Here is a 15,813-nt window from a genome sequence, read left to right on the forward strand (position 1 = left end):
GATCATTCATAAAAAAAACAAAAACTACAATAGTCTAAAAAACAGAAAGGTTGCAATTTACATTAATTCATTTTTGCAATTTCATCCAAAGTATAAACCTTGTATTCCATCCCCATTTCTTTTGCATTCTCTTCAACTGTTGTTGTAAAACCCGCTTTTTTTCTTCGATCATTAACTGTAGCAGGATTTTGAATTGGAGAAACATAATTAAAAAACTCTTTTTTTCCTGTCTTCTTGTTTGTTATTTGTTTCATCTGGCCCTGTGTTCCATAAATCTGTTCCTTTCCTTGCTGGGTTAGATAACGATCTTGCATTTTAGCAAAATAAGTAAAAGATATCTCCTTTTTTTTCGCTTCTTGCTCAATCACTGGCAAATATTCTCCAATTTTCGAGCTGTGCTGAATAACGTACCATGCCGCAATATTGGTTGGTTCGCCAACTAAACTTTTTCCTGGATAACCATACTGCTTAATAATTCCTTCAATCTTAATCAAGTTAAGAGAATCTCTTTTTTGCATTTCTAGCCAAATGCCTTTTCTAAAATTCGGATCATTTTCACGCCCGAGTTCTTTTACTATTTCTTTTTTTCTACTTTCAGAAGTATCAAAATTGATATATTCCCTAAGAATCTGATCAGATTTCATAATTGAATCGAGCTCCTTTTTCAAATTTTCATTGATTTTTTTCTGAGCATGGCTTTGACTGAAATATAAAACAAAAGCGTAAAGTAGATATTTTTTCATAGAAACTTAATTAAAGACTAATTCAAATGTAATATAATTCCGAATTTGATAGAACTTAATAGAATCACAAAAAAAGCATAAAAAAAACCTATACTTTTAACAGTATAGGTTTTAATATTTTAAAACAAATGTGCTTTATTCGTTTTCAATTTTTTTCGGAGAATCTTCAATTTGAAGGGCTCCTGAAGTCAATAATGGCTGATTGAAAGCATGAGACATTGAAGCTTGCTGACGAATGTAAGCCATTTTGATTGCGGCAATTGCAGCTTCAGTTCCTTTGTTTCCGTGAGCACCTCCACTTCTGTCAATTGACTGCTGCATATTATTGTCTGTTAAAACACAGAAAATAACTGGAATATCCGTTTGAACATTCAAATCTTTAATTCCTTGTGTAACACCTTCGCAGACAAAATCAAAATGTTTGGTTTCTCCTTGAATTACGCATCCAATTACGATAACTGCATCAACATTTTGAGTCTGAAGCATTTTTTTTGCTCCGTAAATCAACTCAAAACTTCCTGGAACATTCCAACGGATAATTTGCTGAGCCGGAACATCACAATCAACTAGAGCGTCAAAAGCACCATTATAAAGTCCTTCTGTTATAGTATCATTCCATTCAGAAACAACAATCCCAAACCGAAAGTCTTTCGCGTTTGGGATTGTGTTTTTATCGTATTCTGATAGATTTTTATTTTCAGTAGCCATCTTTTATATTTTAGATTTTTGATTTTAGAATTTAGATTCTTAATTACAAATCTACAATCTTAAATCTAAAGTCTAAAATTTTTATTGCGCTAATCCAATCAAAGCATCAACAGATGCCGCTTCTGGAGCACTGTCATAATTATCTTTAATATCGTTGAAATATTTCAAAGCATCCTCTTTTTGTCCTAAAGCTAAAGCAGTTTTTCCAGCTTTTAACAAGAAACGAGGCGTTGTAAAGTCATTTTTATTAGACTCAGCAGCTTTTACATAAAATTCTAAAGCTTCTTTTTGCTGATTTTTTTGAGAATAAGCATCTCCTGTAGCACCTTTTGCTAAAGCACTTAAGATTACATCTTCTGATTTAAATTCACCTAAATATTTAATTGCCTCATCAAATTTACCTGTGTTTAGGTAAGCAATACCAGCATAGTAGTTTGCTAAATTTCCAGCATCTGTTCCAGAATATTCGTCAGCGATTTTAATAAATCCAAATTTACCTTCTGAACCGTTTAATGATAATTTGAATAATGAATCGCTAGAAACACCGTTTACAGCTTTTTCAAAGTTTTGCTGAGCAACAAACATTTCACTTGCAGCTTCTTCTTGCTTAGGAGTTGCAATGAATTTTTGGTAAGCCAAATATCCAATTGTTGCAACTGCAATACCAGCAACTAAACCAATAATGATTTTTTGATTTTTAGCCACCCAATCCTCAGTTTTTGAAGCCGTTTCATCTAATTTTGAAAAAACCCCAGCAGTTGTACTGTCTTTTTCGTCAATAACTACTTGTTGTTCTTCAGTAACTTCTTTTACTTCCTTTTCTTTTGGTGTCTTATATCCTCTTTTATTGTAAGTTGCCATTTAAAATTTATTTAGTGAACGGCAAAAATAAAATTTTTCTTGAAACTGAGGTAAAAAATTTCAATTTTATCACTATTTTAAAAGAAATATTTTCAGGATTCGCTTATCCTTTCGCGAAAGCGCTAAAATAAATAAGTCCAAGAAAGCTCTAAAGCCAATTATATCGATAATTTTCGGTAATTTGCAGCCTCAATTTAAATCATCTTTTCAAAGCTAAAAAAAAATGGTTTTAGCCACAGATTTCACAGATTATCACAGATTATGCAAGCTTTAAATAAAAATCTTTTTAATCATTTTAATCTGTGGCGGAAGAAAAAACAAAGAATTGACGCAAAATTTCAAACTTTATCTTTATAAGGTCTTTCTAAAAAATGCATTTAAACAAAATCTCATTATTCAATTATAAAAACTTTTCAGAAGCAAGTTTTGATTTCGATATAAAAATCAACTGTTTTGTTGGAAAAAATGGCATTGGAAAAACCAATGTGCTCGATGCTATTTACCATTTAGCTTACGGAAAGAGCTACTTTAATCCACTTGCCGTTCAAAATATCAAGCATGGCGAAGAGTTTTTTGTTATTGATGCCGAACTGGAAAAGAACGAAAGAACAGAACAGATTGTCTGCAGTCTAAAAAAAGGACAGAAAAAAGTTTTAAAGCGAAATGGAAAACCTTACGATAAATTTTCGGATCATATTGGTTTTATTCCGCTAGTAATTATTTCGCCAGCAGATCGAGATTTAATTATTGAAGGAAGTGAAACGCGTCGTAAATTTATGGATAGCGTAATTTCACAATTAGATTCAACTTATCTGCACGAATTAATACAATATCAAAAAGTAATTACACAGCGAAATGCCCTTTTAAAGTATTTTGCCCTGAATCATGTTTTTGACAATGATACTTTATCGATATATAATGAGCAATTGCGAGGTTACGGAGAGTCGATTTTTGAAAAACGAAAAGATTTCCTGGAGCAGTTTATACCTATATTTAATAAGCACCATCAAGCAATAACTGGATCGGAGGAAAGTGTACAGCTAGTATACGAAAGCCATTTATTTGAAAAAGATCTTTTAACGCTTTTACAAGAAAATATAAATAAAGACCGAGCGCTTCAATATACAAGTGTCGGAATTCATAAAGATGATTTATCATTTGAAATTGATTCACATCCAATAAAAAAATTTGGATCGCAGGGACAGCAGAAATCTTTTCTGATTGCTCTGAAATTGGCTCAGTTTGAATTTCTAAAAAAGCAAAGCGGCGTAAAACCTATTCTTTTATTTGATGATATTTTTGATAAACTAGACGAAACGCGTGTTGCCAAAATTGTAGAAATGGTAAACAGCGAAACGTTTGGGCAGCTTTTTATTTCTGACACGCATCCTGAAAGAACTGAAGCAATTGTAAAATCAACGCATCAAACCTACAAGATATTCAATTTATAAGAGTTTTTTCTGCCACTAATTACACGAATTTTCACTAATTAAAAACTTTGACAAAGTTTAGAACTTTGTCAAAGTTGAGCGATAAGCAATTAAAAAATTAGTGTAAATTCGTGTAATCAGTGGCAAACTAAAAAAACGAATTAGAAAAAAACAACTGCAATTAAAAACATAGAATATGCTAGCGAAAGAATCATTGCAATTTTTAGACGATTTAAAAAAGAACAATAACCGAGAGTGGTTTCAGGAGAATAAAAAACGATATGAAATCTTTAAAAAAGATTATCACCAATTGGTAAGTGATTTTCTAGACGCAATGAAACCTCTTGATCCTTCTTTAGAATTATTGGAAGTTAAAAATTGTACTTTTAGAATCAATCGTGACATTCGTTTTTCTAAAGACAAATCACCTTATAAAGCACATCTAGGAATCTGGATGTCTGGCGGAACAAAAGGCTTAAATCGTGCTGGATATTATGTGCATATTGAAAAAGAAGCCAGTTTTATAGCTGGCGGATTTTATTCTCCGGAATCTGAAGATTTGAAAAAAGTCCGTAAAGAAATTGCTTTTTTCTATGATGATTTGCAGGAAATTCTAAACGATAAAAACTTCAAAAAAGAGTTTGGAAATTTCGACATCAACGAAAACAATTCCCTTAAAAGTATGCCTCGCGGTTACGAAAAAGACCATCCTGCAATGGAATTTTTAAAATTAAAAAGCTTTACAACTTCTCAAGTTTACGATATATCAGAAGTGACGCAGAAAGATTTTGTTTCTAAAATGAGCAAAAAACTTATTGCTTTAAAACCACTAAACGAATTTATAAACCGCGCTTTAGATACTGAAGAATTTTAGTTTTATTTGCCACAGATTTCACAGATTCTCACAGATTGTTTTTACAACATCTAAAATCCTTTTAATCTTTTTAATCTGTGGCAAAAAAAAACAACTAAATGAATAGGAAAATACTTTTTCTTGGAGAATCTTATCGTGCCGATGCTATCACTTGGATGAAAGGCTTGAAAGAATTTGGTGATTTTGAAATCATCACTTGGGAACTTCAAACATCAAACAACCAAAGATCTAAACGCATTTTAGAATATTTCTTCGCTCCCATTTCTATTCGAAAAATAATTAAAAAAGAAAAACCAGACATGGTGATTGCAGAAAGAACTACCAGTTATGGTTTTCTTGCAGCATTATCAGGTTCTAAAACCATTGCGATCGCACAGCAAGGCCGTACCGATTTATGGCCAGAAGAATCTAAATTATATCCTTTTAAAAAATTCATTCAGAAATATGCTTTCAAAAAAGCACATTTAATTCACGCTTGGGGACCTGTGATGGCGATTCATATGAAAGCAACTGGCGTTGATATGGACAAAGTTTTAATCCTTCCAAAAGGAATCGATTTATCGCTTTTTACTCCATTAACTAATAATTCGAATAAAATTGAAGCTATTGTAACACGTTCGCTTCAACCAGAATACCGTCATGATTCCATTTTAAAAGCATTCGGAATTTTACACCAAAAAGGAATTGATTTCTCCTTAACAATTGTCGGTGATGGAAATAGATTGCAATTTTTAAAAGACCTAGCCAAAGAACTTCAAATTGAAAATAAGGTAATTTTTACGGGAAGAATACCAAACACAGAACTTCCGAAATTACTACAGCAATCAAATATTTATATCAGCATGCCGACCACCGAAGGTGTTTCTGCCTCTCTATTTGAAGCAATGGCATGCAATTGTTATCCTATTGTTTCTGACATTCCTGGAAATCAAAGCTGGATTACGCATCGAGAAAATGGACAATTGATTGAAGTCGATAATATCGAAATGCTAGCCAATGAATTAATTTGGTCTTTTGAAAATGCTGAATTACGAAACGAAACGATTATTCGAAATAGAAAATTTGTAGAGGAAAATGCGAATTATGATGTTAATATGAAGATTATTTCAAAAAAATATCATGAACTATTGAACTTGCGTAACAATTAGACAACTTTAGCTTTCATTTTTTTGATCAAGCAAAGAAACTCTCTTATCATCCTCCAAAATTCCATTACTTGGAATCAGTCTAATTGTTTCTCCTTCTTTATAAATATAAAAAACACCTAAATCCCTAACAATATTTTCTTTACTTAGTTTTTTCATCTTGCAAGTTAAACCAACAAAATGAGCATCTTTTACAATCAATTGTATATGCTCATTATCAATATGCGTATAAGTTCCATAAGTAAAGATGAAACAATCATTGAGACATTTCACTGACGCATCACAAAAAAATGTGCCATCTGGCTTGAATGTTACATTTCGGCCGTTATTCTGTCGTTTTTCTTTTAATAAAGAATATTCAAGAACATCAGAATACCCAATTATATCTCTCGTCTCCCATTTCCCCACAATATCTGATTGAGCAAAAGAAGAAATTGAAAAAAACAAACCTAAAAAGAGTAAAATCTTATTTTCGAGAAAAAGAACCTTCATAGATATAACATTACAATTCCTTCAAATTTAAAAAAGAAATTGATTTGTTTTCTGAAACTTGATATTTATTTAAAACCCGTTCCAAATAAATTATAATCCTTACTTTTGACTCAGATTAAAAAGCCTTTTATTTATGGAAATCCAATCCAATTTTTCTTTAAAAAACTATAATACTTTTGGCATTGAAGCCAGTGCAAAACAATTTGTTGCAGTTCATTCGATTGCTGAACTGAAAACCATTTTAGAAGAAAATAAAAACGAGAAAAAATTCATTCTTGGCGGCGGAAGCAATATGCTTTTAACCAAAGATATTGACGCATTGGTCATTCATATTGATTTAAAAGGCAAAAAAATCATAAAAGCAGATGAAGATTTTGTTTGGGTTGAGAGTCAAGCGGGTGAAACTTGGCATGATTTTGTTCTTTGGACCATAGATAATAATTTTGGCGGATTAGAAAATATGTCCCTTATTCCTGGAAATGTTGGCACAACTCCAGTTCAAAATATTGGCGCTTACGGAACTGAAATTAAAGACACTTTTGTTTCTTGCGAAGCTATGAATATTGCAACTCAAGAACTAAAAACTTTCGATAATGCTGAATGTAATTTTGGCTACCGCGAAAGTATTTTCAAACATGAAGTAAAAGACCAATATATTATTACTTCGGTTGTTTTTAAATTAACCAAACGCAATCATAAAATCAATACTTCTTACGGAGATATATTGGCAGAATTGGCCAAAAACAACATTACGGAACCGACTTTAAAAGATGTGAGTAATGCTGTAATCGCCATTCGACAAAGTAAATTGCCAGATCCAAAAGAATTAGGAAACAGTGGAAGTTTCTTTAAAAATCCGATTTTATTAAAATCTGATTTTGAGAAAATCCACCAAAAATTCCCAGAAATGAAATTCTACGAAGTTTCAGAAACTGAAGTAAAAGTTCCAGCGGGATGGCTGATTGAACAGGCAGGCTTTAAAGGAAAACGTTTTGGAGATGCTGGAGTTCATAAAAATCAAGCTTTGGTTCTGGTGAATTACGGAAACGCGACAGGACAAGAAATTTTAGCTGTTTCGAAAGAAGTTCAGAAAACCGTTTTTGAAAAATTCGGCATTCAGATTGAGGCGGAAGTTAATGTCATTTAAATAACTTCATTGTTAAAAAAAATTAATGAAAAAATTAAATATAGCAACTCTTTTCATCCAATTCTCAGGAATGATTTTCTTTATTAATGGAGTTTTTCAATTGAGACTGTACACTGTTGCTGATAAAATCATATTGATAAAGAATCAATTTCATTTTCAAAAACAAAAAAACTGGAACAAATTATTTCCCACAAACGAAGATGCTCTAAATTTCTGGCCTAGCGTATACATTTGGATATTTTTTGCCTTATTAATAGGTGTATTGTATATTGCTTTTCTTAATTGGAAAAGCAAACTTTCCTCGATAAATACTATTTTATTAGCAATCGCTCTTTATATCCTTTTAAGATTAAAATTTTTCAGAAAAGAGATATTCTCTACCTTTTTTAGACCAATAAGGGTATTACTTTCAGATGATCTTGCAACACAATGTCTAATAGAAGGAGTGATTTTTACAGTTATTGGCGTTTCGATTATTTATCTAAGTACCAATTCTAAATTGTTTAATTTAAGTGGAGAAACAATTGAAAGTTAAACAAGTAATAGTTTTTTTATTAGGATATCTAACTAAAAACAAAAAAAATGTATACACCGGATTTATACAAAAACGATAATCAGGAAGAAATAAGAGCTTTTTTGAAAGAAAACAGTTTTGGAATCCTGATTAATCAAACCAATGGGAGATTATGCGCAACACATATTCCGATAGAATTGGAAGTGAATGCGGAAGGAAAAGAAGTTTTGCAAGGCCATATTTCAAAACTGAATCCACAAGCTGAAGGTTTTGCGGCAAATGATCAGGTTTTGGCCGTTTTTAGCGGTCCGCATAGTTATATTTCTTCATCTTGGTACGATCACGAAAATGTTCCGACTTGGAATTATATAGCCGTACATGTTTATGGAAAAATCAAGATTGTCGATTATGAAACTTCAGTAGAGCAATTAAAAAAGCTTGTAGACAAATACGAAGTAAATTCAAAGAATCCTGTTCGTGTTGAAAATTTATCTAAAAAGACCATGCGCGAAGCACGAGGAATCTTTGGTTTTGAAATCGAAATTGAAGAAATTCAAGCTACAAAAAAACTCTCCCAAAATCGTGACGATCATAATTACAAAAACATAATTTCGGAATTAGAAAAAACCGAAAACCCTCAGTCTATTGCTGTTGCAAAAGAAATGTCAAAATGCCGAAAGTAAATCGGTTTTAGCTATTGAATTTAGCGAATTGATAAGTACATTTGCAGTCGCAGAACGTGAAATTAATAGAATCAAATAAATCAGATGCTTATATACATATTTTACTTTTTTATTGCTATTGTTGCAGTTCAACTTTTTTATTATCTCGGAGTTTTTGGAAAATTTGCTTTTGCCAAACCACAACATGTGAAGCCTAAAAATCTTCCTGTTTCTGTAATTGTGTGTGCTAAAAATGAAGAAGAGAATGTCAAAAAATATATTCCTCTTTTGGCACAGCAAGATTACCCTGATTTTGAAATTGTCTTAATTGACGATGCATCAAGCGATGAAACTCTTGAAGTTTTTGAAGAATTTGAAAAAGAATTTCCTAATATCCGTTTGGTAAAAGTTGAAAATAACGAAGCCTTTTGGGGAAATAAAAAATACGCTTTAACGCTTGGAATAAAAGCTGCCAAAAAAGATTATTTACTTTTTACAGATGCTGATTGTTTTCCAAATTCTAAAGATTGGATTACTTCTATGACTTCGCAGTTTACCATGAACAAAACAATCGTTTTAGGTTACGGAGGATATGAAAAAGTAGAGCGTTCATTCTTAAACAAAATCATTCGTTTCGAAACAATCTTAACAGCAATTCAATACTTTTCATGGGCAAAAATGGGACTTCCTTATATGGGAGTTGGAAGAAATCTTGCTTATAAAAAAGAAGAGTTTTTTAATGTAAATGGCTTTATTGATCACATTCAGATTCGTTCTGGCGATGACGATTTGTTTATTAATCAAGCAGCAAATAAAACAAATACTACTATTTCTTATACACCTGAAAGTTTTACTTATTCAGAACCTAAAAAAACATATAAAGAGTGGTTTACTCAAAAAAGAAGACATATTTCTACTGCTGAGCATTATAAGTTTTTTGACAAAATGCAGCTGGGATTATTCTTCCTTTCACAATTATTCTTCTTTATATTAGTTATAATACTATTGGCATTTCAATTTCAATGGATCGCTGTACTGGCAATTTTAGCAACACGCTACACAGTTGCATGGACAGTCGTTGGATGTTCAGCAGGAAAACTAAAAGAAAAAGATATTAAAATTTGGTTTCCAGTTGTTGAGATAGCGCTTATATTAACGCAAATTAATATCTTTATAACTAATATCTTTTCAAAACCAGTATATTGGAAATAAATTCTAAAATAGAAAAAGCAAAAAAAGGCGATCAGATCGCCTTTACTTTTTTATTAGATCATTATTGGAATGAGGTGTATTCGTTTATGCTTAAACGTACCGAAAACGAAACTACCGCAGAAGATATTACAATAGAAACTTTCTCTAAAGCTTTTGACAAAATTGCTTCTTATAATTCAGAATTTCAGTTTAATACCTGGCTTATTGCAATCGCAAAAAACGTCTATATTGATTTACTCCGAAAAAAGAAAACCAATCTTTTTATAGAAATCACAGACAACGAAGACCAACAGGCATACAACATTGCTGACCCTACTCCATCTGCAGAAGATGCATTAATTAAAGAACAGAATCTTTCGCGTTTGCTTCAATGCATCAAAGAACTCAAACCACATTATCAAGAAGTAATTCAGCTTCGTTACTTTCAGGAAATGTCTTATCAGGAAATTGCGACTAAGATTGACGAACCATTAAGTAGCGTTAAAGTAAAACTTTTGCGTGCTAAAAAATTATTAGCCGAAATTATCGAACGTAACAGATAATTTACTATCTTTAATCAAAGAATAAATTATTCTCATTTTTATTCTTAAAAACAATATATTTTCACAACATTAAAAACTACAACTTTTACGTTGTTAGCTCAAACCTAAACCTTTTCTGCGTATGATTTAAAGTTACTTAACCTTAAAACCCAAAAATTATGTCTAAATTAAGCATTTATGAAAACAAGTGGACCGATCTTGTTTTCGAGAACAAAAACAAAGAATACGGCGCGTATCAGTTACGCCAGGAGAACTCCAAAAACTCTGTTACAGCTCTCTTTATGGGTTTATTGTTAATAACGGCTTTAGGAAGTGCACCGGTACTTATTAGTAAAATTAGGACTTCACCTGTTGAAGTAGAGCCAGAACCAACAATCTACAAACCTACGGTTATACCTGTGGATCCAATTGTTGTGCCACCACCGCCAGCTCCACCTGCACCAGTCGTAGAGCAAAGCACTGCAAAATCAACAGACGCAACTCAATTAATCAATCCAGTGGTGACAAAACCAGAAGAAGCAGTTGATAAAATTGCTTCAAATACGGATAACACACCAGTTGTAGACAACGCAAATGGAAATGGAACTGCAGTCAATCCAATACCTACAACAGGAGGTGGAGAAGGCAATGGAGTTGTTGCTTCAGTAGCTCCTAAAATTGAAGGACCTGTTTCTTCTGCAATTTTGGACAAACAACCAGAATTTCCAGGAGGTATCGCACAGTTTTACAAGTATGTTGGAAACAATTTCCGCAGACCAGAACTTGATGCAGAAAAAACACTAAGAGTGTATGTATCTTTTGTAGTTGAAAAAGACGGATCGCTTACAGATATTATGGTAAAAAATGATCCAGGTTTCGGAATGGGCAAAGAAGCCATTAGAGTTCTTAAATCATTAAAAACAAAATGGGCTCCAGGAATTCTAGACGGAAAACCAGTGAGAACTGCATACAATCTTCCTATTACAATAAAAACAGAAGTCGAATAATATAAATATTTTGAAAAGTGAGAAAAGCAGAACTTAGGTTCTGCTTTTTTGTACATTTAATCCCTAAATCAAAACCAAAAAACGACTTAATGCCTTTCACTTTTTCCCATCCTGCAATAATTCTTCCTTTAAGATATTTACCAAAATCATGGTTCTCTATAACAGCATTAGCAATTGGAAGCTTAACACCAGATTTTGAATATTTTCTGCGAATGAAAGTCAAAAGCGATTACAGCCACACTTTAAACGGCATTTTTTGGTTCGATTTACCTCTTGCTCTTTTATTTACTTTTCTTTTTCACAATCTTACTAGAAATCTATTATTTCAAAATCTTCCTTCATTTATCAGAAGTCGAATTTTGATTTTTACAGATTTCAACTGGAATGCTTATTTTAAAAGAAATTGGCTTATCGTTTTTTTTTCTTTACTGATCGGAATATTTTCTCATATTTTATGGGATGCCTTTACCCATAAACACGGCTATTTTGTCAATCAAATTGAAATTTTGAAAAGCACGATAGCAATCTTTGGATCAGAAATTCCATTCTGGAAAATAGCTCAGCATTTAAGCACTTTGATTGGAAGTATTATTCTATTGATAACTTTCTTTAGCTCCCCAATAACAAACAACTCTACAATTTCGATTAATAAATTATATTGGAGTTTAGTAATTTTATTTACAACAGTAATTTTATTTATGAGATTTATAGTAAACCCCCAAACTATAAATATTGGAAATTTAGTTGTATCCTTTATATCATCTTTTCTACTTGCAATAACAGTGATTCCGCTAATAATTAAATTCAAATCGATTCAGAAAAATTAACAAAATCTACTACATTTACTCCTTCAAAAACGGAAATCATTTTAACGAATTAAAACAGAGTAATGGGAATATTTTCAGCTATTCTTGGCAATGCGGGATCAGTAAGCCAAGAAGATTTAATTAAAAAATACGGACAGCTTTTAACTGCAAATGAAGAAATCGAAATGGGGTTTAAACTTATTCGTGACACTTTCATTTTTACCAATAAGAGACTAATCTTAGTTGATGTACAAGGAATCACGGGAAGTAAAACAGAATACAAATCTATTGGCTACAAAAGCATCACAAGATTCAGCGTAGAAACTGCGGGAACTTTTGATCTTGATGCCGAATTAAAAATCTGGATTTCTAGTGAACAGCACCCAAGCATTATAAAACAATTCAATAAATCAGTTAATGTTTATGAAGTGCAAAAGATTCTTGCTTTTCATGTTTTAGGATAAAAAAAATAAACCCGACAAGTACAAATTTGCCGGGTTTTATAATTTAAAAACAACTTTTATTTCTTTTTCTTAGTAGTTGCTTTCTTTGCAGTTGCCTTTTTAGTGGTTGTCACAGGAACTGTATTTACAATTTTCTGTTGCGTATAAGGCTTATACAAACCATCTTTTTCTGCTCTTTTCTTGGCATCATCTGCTCGTTTTTTAGAGTCTGGATGCGAACTCATCATTTGGTCTATAAATGAAGCTTCAGCTCCTTCACTCATTTTTGCCAAAATTCTAAAAGCAGATTCTTCAGCATTTACATCGTAACCATTTTTCTTCATGAAATTATAAGCAAATAAATCAGCTTCCGATTCTTGCTTACGGCTATATTTACTATCAATAATCGCGCTTCCAATTTTTCCAAGCTGACTGTCTGTAACTGTCGCCACTGTTGCCGATTGAGAAGCCGCCCCATCCATTAATGCTTCTTTCTGATAAGCTGCACGTATAGCATCTCTAGAATCGTTGTTTGCTACGTGTCCGATCTCGTGTCCGATTACAGCAATCAACTCATTATCATCCATGATGTCCATTAATCCAGAATAAACACGGACACTTCCATCTGCGGTTGCGAAAGCATTCACTTCTTTCAGTTTATATACCTTGTAGTTTAAAGTAAATCCATCTCCAGATGCATGTTTTCCAAAAACTCGATTTAATCTTAAAGTATAACCATCAGTTGGTCCAGCAATTTCATGCTCTGCATCTAATTTATCTACAGCTTCTTTAGATAATTTTGCCGCATCTGCATTACTAAAAGTAAAACCGGTAACCCCTTTCTGAACTGCTCCAATTGCTTTATCCCCAAAATTAATTTGTGCATTTGTTTTGGTAAAACTAAAAGCAGCCAATAAAACTCCTAATAAAATAAATTTCTTTTTCATTTTCACTTTTATTAATTTAACAACAAATGTAGCACAACAAAATGCTATTTTTACTACATATGGATCTTGTTTTTTAACAAATAAAGATATAACTTTTTTACGAGCTATCATCTATGTGAAGTCAATTTTGACACTATCCCAAAAAGAAAAAACCGGTAAACTTTTTAGAGCTTATCGGTTTTAGATTATATATGGCTTATGGCTTATTTCTTTTTTGCTGTACTCGTTTTCTTTGTTGTTGCAGTTACCTTTTTTGTCGCAGTTACTGGAACTGTATTAACAATTTTCTGCTGTTCATAAGCATGATATAATCCATCTTTTGTTGCTCTTTTTTTAGCTGTATCTGCTCTTTTTCCAGAATCTGGATGCGAGCTCATCATCTTCGTCATAAAAGATGCCTCTGCCCCTTCGCTTAAATTTTGAAGAATTTTAAAAGCTGACTCTACTGCATTCACATCATAACCATTCTTTTTCATAAAATCGTAAGAGAAATCATCTGCTTCAGATTCTTGTTTTCGACTGTGTTTGCTATCAATCATAGCACTTCCTAATTGCCCTAATTGAGATTTGGTAAGAGTTTCTATTGTTCCTGATTGCGATGACACTGCATCCAATAAAGCTTCTTTTTTATAAGCTGCTTTTATTGCATCTCGTGTATCATGATTAGCAACATGTCCAATTTCATGACCAATTACAGCAAGCAATTGATTATCATCCATGACATCCATTAAACCTGCAAATACGCGAACACTTCCGTCAGCACATGCAAAAGCATTAATATCTCTTACTAGATACACTTTATAATTTAAAGTAATCCCGTCAGTAGTACTATGTTTTCCAAATAAACGATTTAAACGAATTGAGTAACCATCTTTTGGACCTGCAACTGGGTTATTTGCATCCAATTCTGCAATAGATTGTTTGGCTAAAGCTGCCGCATCTGCATCACTAAAAGTAAATCCTGCAACACCTTTACTTAAGGCGCCCATAGTTTTATCTGAAAGTATTTGTGCATTTGTTTTAGTAAAACTTAGAATTGCAAATAAAGCTCCTAATACAATAATTCTTTTTTTCATGTTTTAAAACTGTTAAATTAACAACAAAATTAGCACAGCATGAATTTTACAAGATCCCAAGAAGCCAAATTTGTAACAGATTAAGACTTATGTTTTACATTTCGTAAAAAGCATACCGATCAACGAAACATTAAACATAAACCAAAAAACTACCCTCAAAATATATTTAAAATCAAATTATTAACAATTGAAATAAACTATCTCAAATATCTTCTACGCGGAAGATATGTAAACGAAAAGCAAATAAACGTCTCAAAATAAACTACATTCCGTATCTTTGTACTTTGAACATTGATATATGGAAACAGTCACTGAAAAAACATCTACCACAAAACCAAAGTGGTTAAAAGTAAAATTACCTATCGGACAGAAATATACTGAACTTAGAGGTTTAGTTGATAAATATAGTTTAAATACCATTTGTACTTCTGGAAGCTGCCCTAACATGGGAGAATGCTGGGGTGAAGGGACTGCGACTTTTATGATTTTAGGAAACGTTTGTACTCGTTCTTGCGGTTTTTGCGGTGTAAAAACCGGAAGACCTGAAACGGTAGATTGGGACGAACCTGAAAAAGTAGCTCGTTCTATTAAAATCATGAATATCAAACATGCTGTAATCACTAGCGTTGACAGAGACGACATCAAAGATGGTGGTTCTATCATCTGGATGGAAACTGTACGAGCTATTAGAAGAATGAATCCTCAAACTACTCTTGAAACTTTAATTCCAGATTTTCAAGGAATTGAAAGAAATCTTGATCGTATTGTTGAAGCAAATCCTGAAGTGGTTTCTCATAACATGGAAACTGTACGCCGTTTAACTCGAGAAGTCCGTATTCAAGCAAAATATGACAGAAGTTTAGAAGTTCTTCGTTATTTGAAAGAAAAAGGAATTAACAGAACTAAGTCTGGAATTATGCTTGGGCTTGGAGAAACAGAAGAAGAGGTTTTTCAGACAATGACCGATTTAAAAAACGCAAATGTTGACGTTGTAACAATTGGACAGTATTTACAGCCAAGTAAAAAACATCTTCCTGTAAAAGAATTTATCACGCCTGAACAATTTGCCAGATATGAAAAATTTGGTCTTGATTTAGGTTTCAGACATGTAGAAAGCGGACCTCTTGTTCGTTCTTCATACAAGGCACAAAAACATATTTTATAAATTTAGGTTAATCGTTTAATTGGTTAATCGTTTAATCGCTGAGACGTTTAACGGTTTAAA

General features: G+C 32.3%; 18 protein-coding genes. 12 read left to right on the forward strand and 6 right to left on the reverse strand.

Annotated elements, in window-relative coordinates:
* Nucleotides 1-62: 62 nt before the first annotated feature.
* The 3 genes from ABXT06_RS13440 to ABXT06_RS13450 all read right to left on the reverse strand — a co-directional run bounded on the left by ABXT06_RS13440 (nt 63) and on the right by ABXT06_RS13450 (nt 2,312).
* Entirely contained in the window at nt 63-743 is a 681-nt protein-coding gene (locus ABXT06_RS13440; RefSeq protein WP_354591200.1) for a DUF6624 domain-containing protein, read from the reverse strand.
* A 135-nt stretch (nt 744-878) separates the two neighbouring features.
* Nucleotides 879-1,451 carry a 6,7-dimethyl-8-ribityllumazine synthase gene (gene ribH, locus ABXT06_RS13445; protein ID WP_111363185.1) on the reverse strand — a complete coding sequence of 191 codons (573 nt, stop codon included), beginning with the start codon at nt 1,449-1,451 and terminating at the stop codon, nt 879-881.
* An 81-nt stretch (nt 1,452-1,532) separates the two neighbouring features.
* Nucleotides 1,533-2,312 carry a tetratricopeptide repeat protein gene (locus ABXT06_RS13450; protein ID WP_354591201.1) on the reverse strand — a complete coding sequence of 260 codons (780 nt, stop codon included), beginning with the start codon at nt 2,310-2,312 and terminating at the stop codon, nt 1,533-1,535.
* Between the two features lie 371 nt (nt 2,313-2,683).
* Here ABXT06_RS13450 and recF point away from each other — a divergent pair, with 371 nt between their 5' ends.
* The 3 genes from recF to ABXT06_RS13465 all read left to right on the forward strand — a co-directional run bounded on the left by recF (nt 2,684) and on the right by ABXT06_RS13465 (nt 5,764).
* Nucleotides 2,684-3,763: a DNA replication/repair protein RecF gene (gene recF, locus ABXT06_RS13455; protein WP_354591202.1), complete on the forward strand. Its 1,080-nt coding sequence runs from the start codon at nt 2,684-2,686 to the stop codon at nt 3,761-3,763.
* 175 nt (nt 3,764-3,938) lie between these two features.
* Entirely contained in the window at nt 3,939-4,616 is a 678-nt protein-coding gene (locus ABXT06_RS13460) for a DUF2461 domain-containing protein (protein WP_354591203.1), read from the forward strand.
* A 98-nt stretch (nt 4,617-4,714) separates the two neighbouring features.
* On the forward strand, nt 4,715-5,764 hold the full coding sequence (locus ABXT06_RS13465) for a glycosyltransferase (protein WP_354591204.1): 1,050 nt from the start codon (nt 4,715-4,717) through the stop codon (nt 5,762-5,764).
* A gap of 6 nt (nt 5,765-5,770) precedes the next feature.
* Here the strand turns inward: ABXT06_RS13465 and ABXT06_RS13470 are convergent, their stop codons facing one another.
* Nucleotides 5,771-6,253, reverse strand: coding sequence for a DUF2147 domain-containing protein (locus ABXT06_RS13470; protein WP_354591205.1), 483 nt, complete (start codon nt 6,251-6,253; stop codon nt 5,771-5,773).
* A 133-nt stretch (nt 6,254-6,386) separates the two neighbouring features.
* Here ABXT06_RS13470 and murB point away from each other — a divergent pair, with 133 nt between their 5' ends.
* The 8 genes from murB (at nt 6,387) to ABXT06_RS13510 (ending at nt 12,586) form a co-directional block, all read left to right on the forward strand.
* Complete coding sequence (gene murB / locus ABXT06_RS13475; RefSeq protein WP_354591206.1) at nt 6,387-7,400, forward strand: UDP-N-acetylmuramate dehydrogenase; 1,014 nt, start codon at nt 6,387-6,389, stop codon at nt 7,398-7,400.
* A 25-nt stretch (nt 7,401-7,425) separates the two neighbouring features.
* Nucleotides 7,426-7,935, forward strand: coding sequence for a hypothetical protein (locus tag ABXT06_RS13480; protein WP_354591207.1), 510 nt, complete (start codon nt 7,426-7,428; stop codon nt 7,933-7,935).
* Between the two features lie 47 nt (nt 7,936-7,982).
* On the forward strand, nt 7,983-8,597 hold the full coding sequence (locus ABXT06_RS13485) for an FMN-binding negative transcriptional regulator (protein ID WP_354591208.1): 615 nt from the start codon (nt 7,983-7,985) through the stop codon (nt 8,595-8,597).
* A gap of 84 nt (nt 8,598-8,681) precedes the next feature.
* Nucleotides 8,682-9,788 (forward strand): glycosyltransferase, encoded by a 1,107-nt coding sequence (locus ABXT06_RS13490; protein ID WP_354591209.1) that lies wholly within the window; start codon nt 8,682-8,684, stop codon nt 9,786-9,788.
* Nucleotides 9,779-10,330 carry an RNA polymerase sigma factor gene (locus tag ABXT06_RS13495; RefSeq protein ID WP_354591210.1) on the forward strand — a complete coding sequence of 184 codons (552 nt, stop codon included), beginning with the start codon at nt 9,779-9,781 and terminating at the stop codon, nt 10,328-10,330. The genes ABXT06_RS13490 and ABXT06_RS13495 overlap by 10 nt, the downstream gene beginning before the upstream one ends.
* A gap of 158 nt (nt 10,331-10,488) precedes the next feature.
* Nucleotides 10,489-11,316 (forward strand): energy transducer TonB, encoded by an 828-nt coding sequence (locus ABXT06_RS13500; protein WP_354591211.1) that lies wholly within the window; start codon nt 10,489-10,491, stop codon nt 11,314-11,316.
* An 89-nt stretch (nt 11,317-11,405) separates the two neighbouring features.
* Nucleotides 11,406-12,143: a DUF4184 family protein gene (locus tag ABXT06_RS13505; RefSeq protein WP_354591212.1), complete on the forward strand. Its 738-nt coding sequence runs from the start codon at nt 11,406-11,408 to the stop codon at nt 12,141-12,143.
* Nucleotides 12,144-12,205: 62 nt separating this feature from the next.
* A complete protein-coding gene (locus ABXT06_RS13510) occupies nt 12,206-12,586 on the forward strand; it encodes a PH domain-containing protein (RefSeq protein ID WP_354591213.1) in 381 nt (126 codons plus the stop codon).
* A gap of 56 nt (nt 12,587-12,642) precedes the next feature.
* Here the strand turns inward: ABXT06_RS13510 and ABXT06_RS13515 are convergent, their stop codons facing one another.
* Nucleotides 12,643-13,512, reverse strand: coding sequence for a M48 family metalloprotease (locus ABXT06_RS13515; RefSeq protein ID WP_354591214.1), 870 nt, complete (start codon nt 13,510-13,512; stop codon nt 12,643-12,645).
* A 203-nt stretch (nt 13,513-13,715) separates the two neighbouring features.
* Complete coding sequence (locus tag ABXT06_RS13520; protein ID WP_354591215.1) at nt 13,716-14,588, reverse strand: M48 family metallopeptidase; 873 nt, start codon at nt 14,586-14,588, stop codon at nt 13,716-13,718.
* A 298-nt stretch (nt 14,589-14,886) separates the two neighbouring features.
* On the opposite strand from ABXT06_RS13520, the gene lipA reads away from it, so the two are divergent.
* On the forward strand, nt 14,887-15,753 hold the full coding sequence (gene lipA, locus ABXT06_RS13525) for a lipoyl synthase (RefSeq protein ID WP_354591216.1): 867 nt from the start codon (nt 14,887-14,889) through the stop codon (nt 15,751-15,753).
* Nucleotides 15,754-15,813: the final 60 nt, after the last annotated feature.

Source organism: Flavobacterium sp. UW10123 (genome assembly GCF_040538975.1).
Lineage (GTDB): Bacteria > Bacteroidota > Bacteroidia > Flavobacteriales > Flavobacteriaceae > Flavobacterium.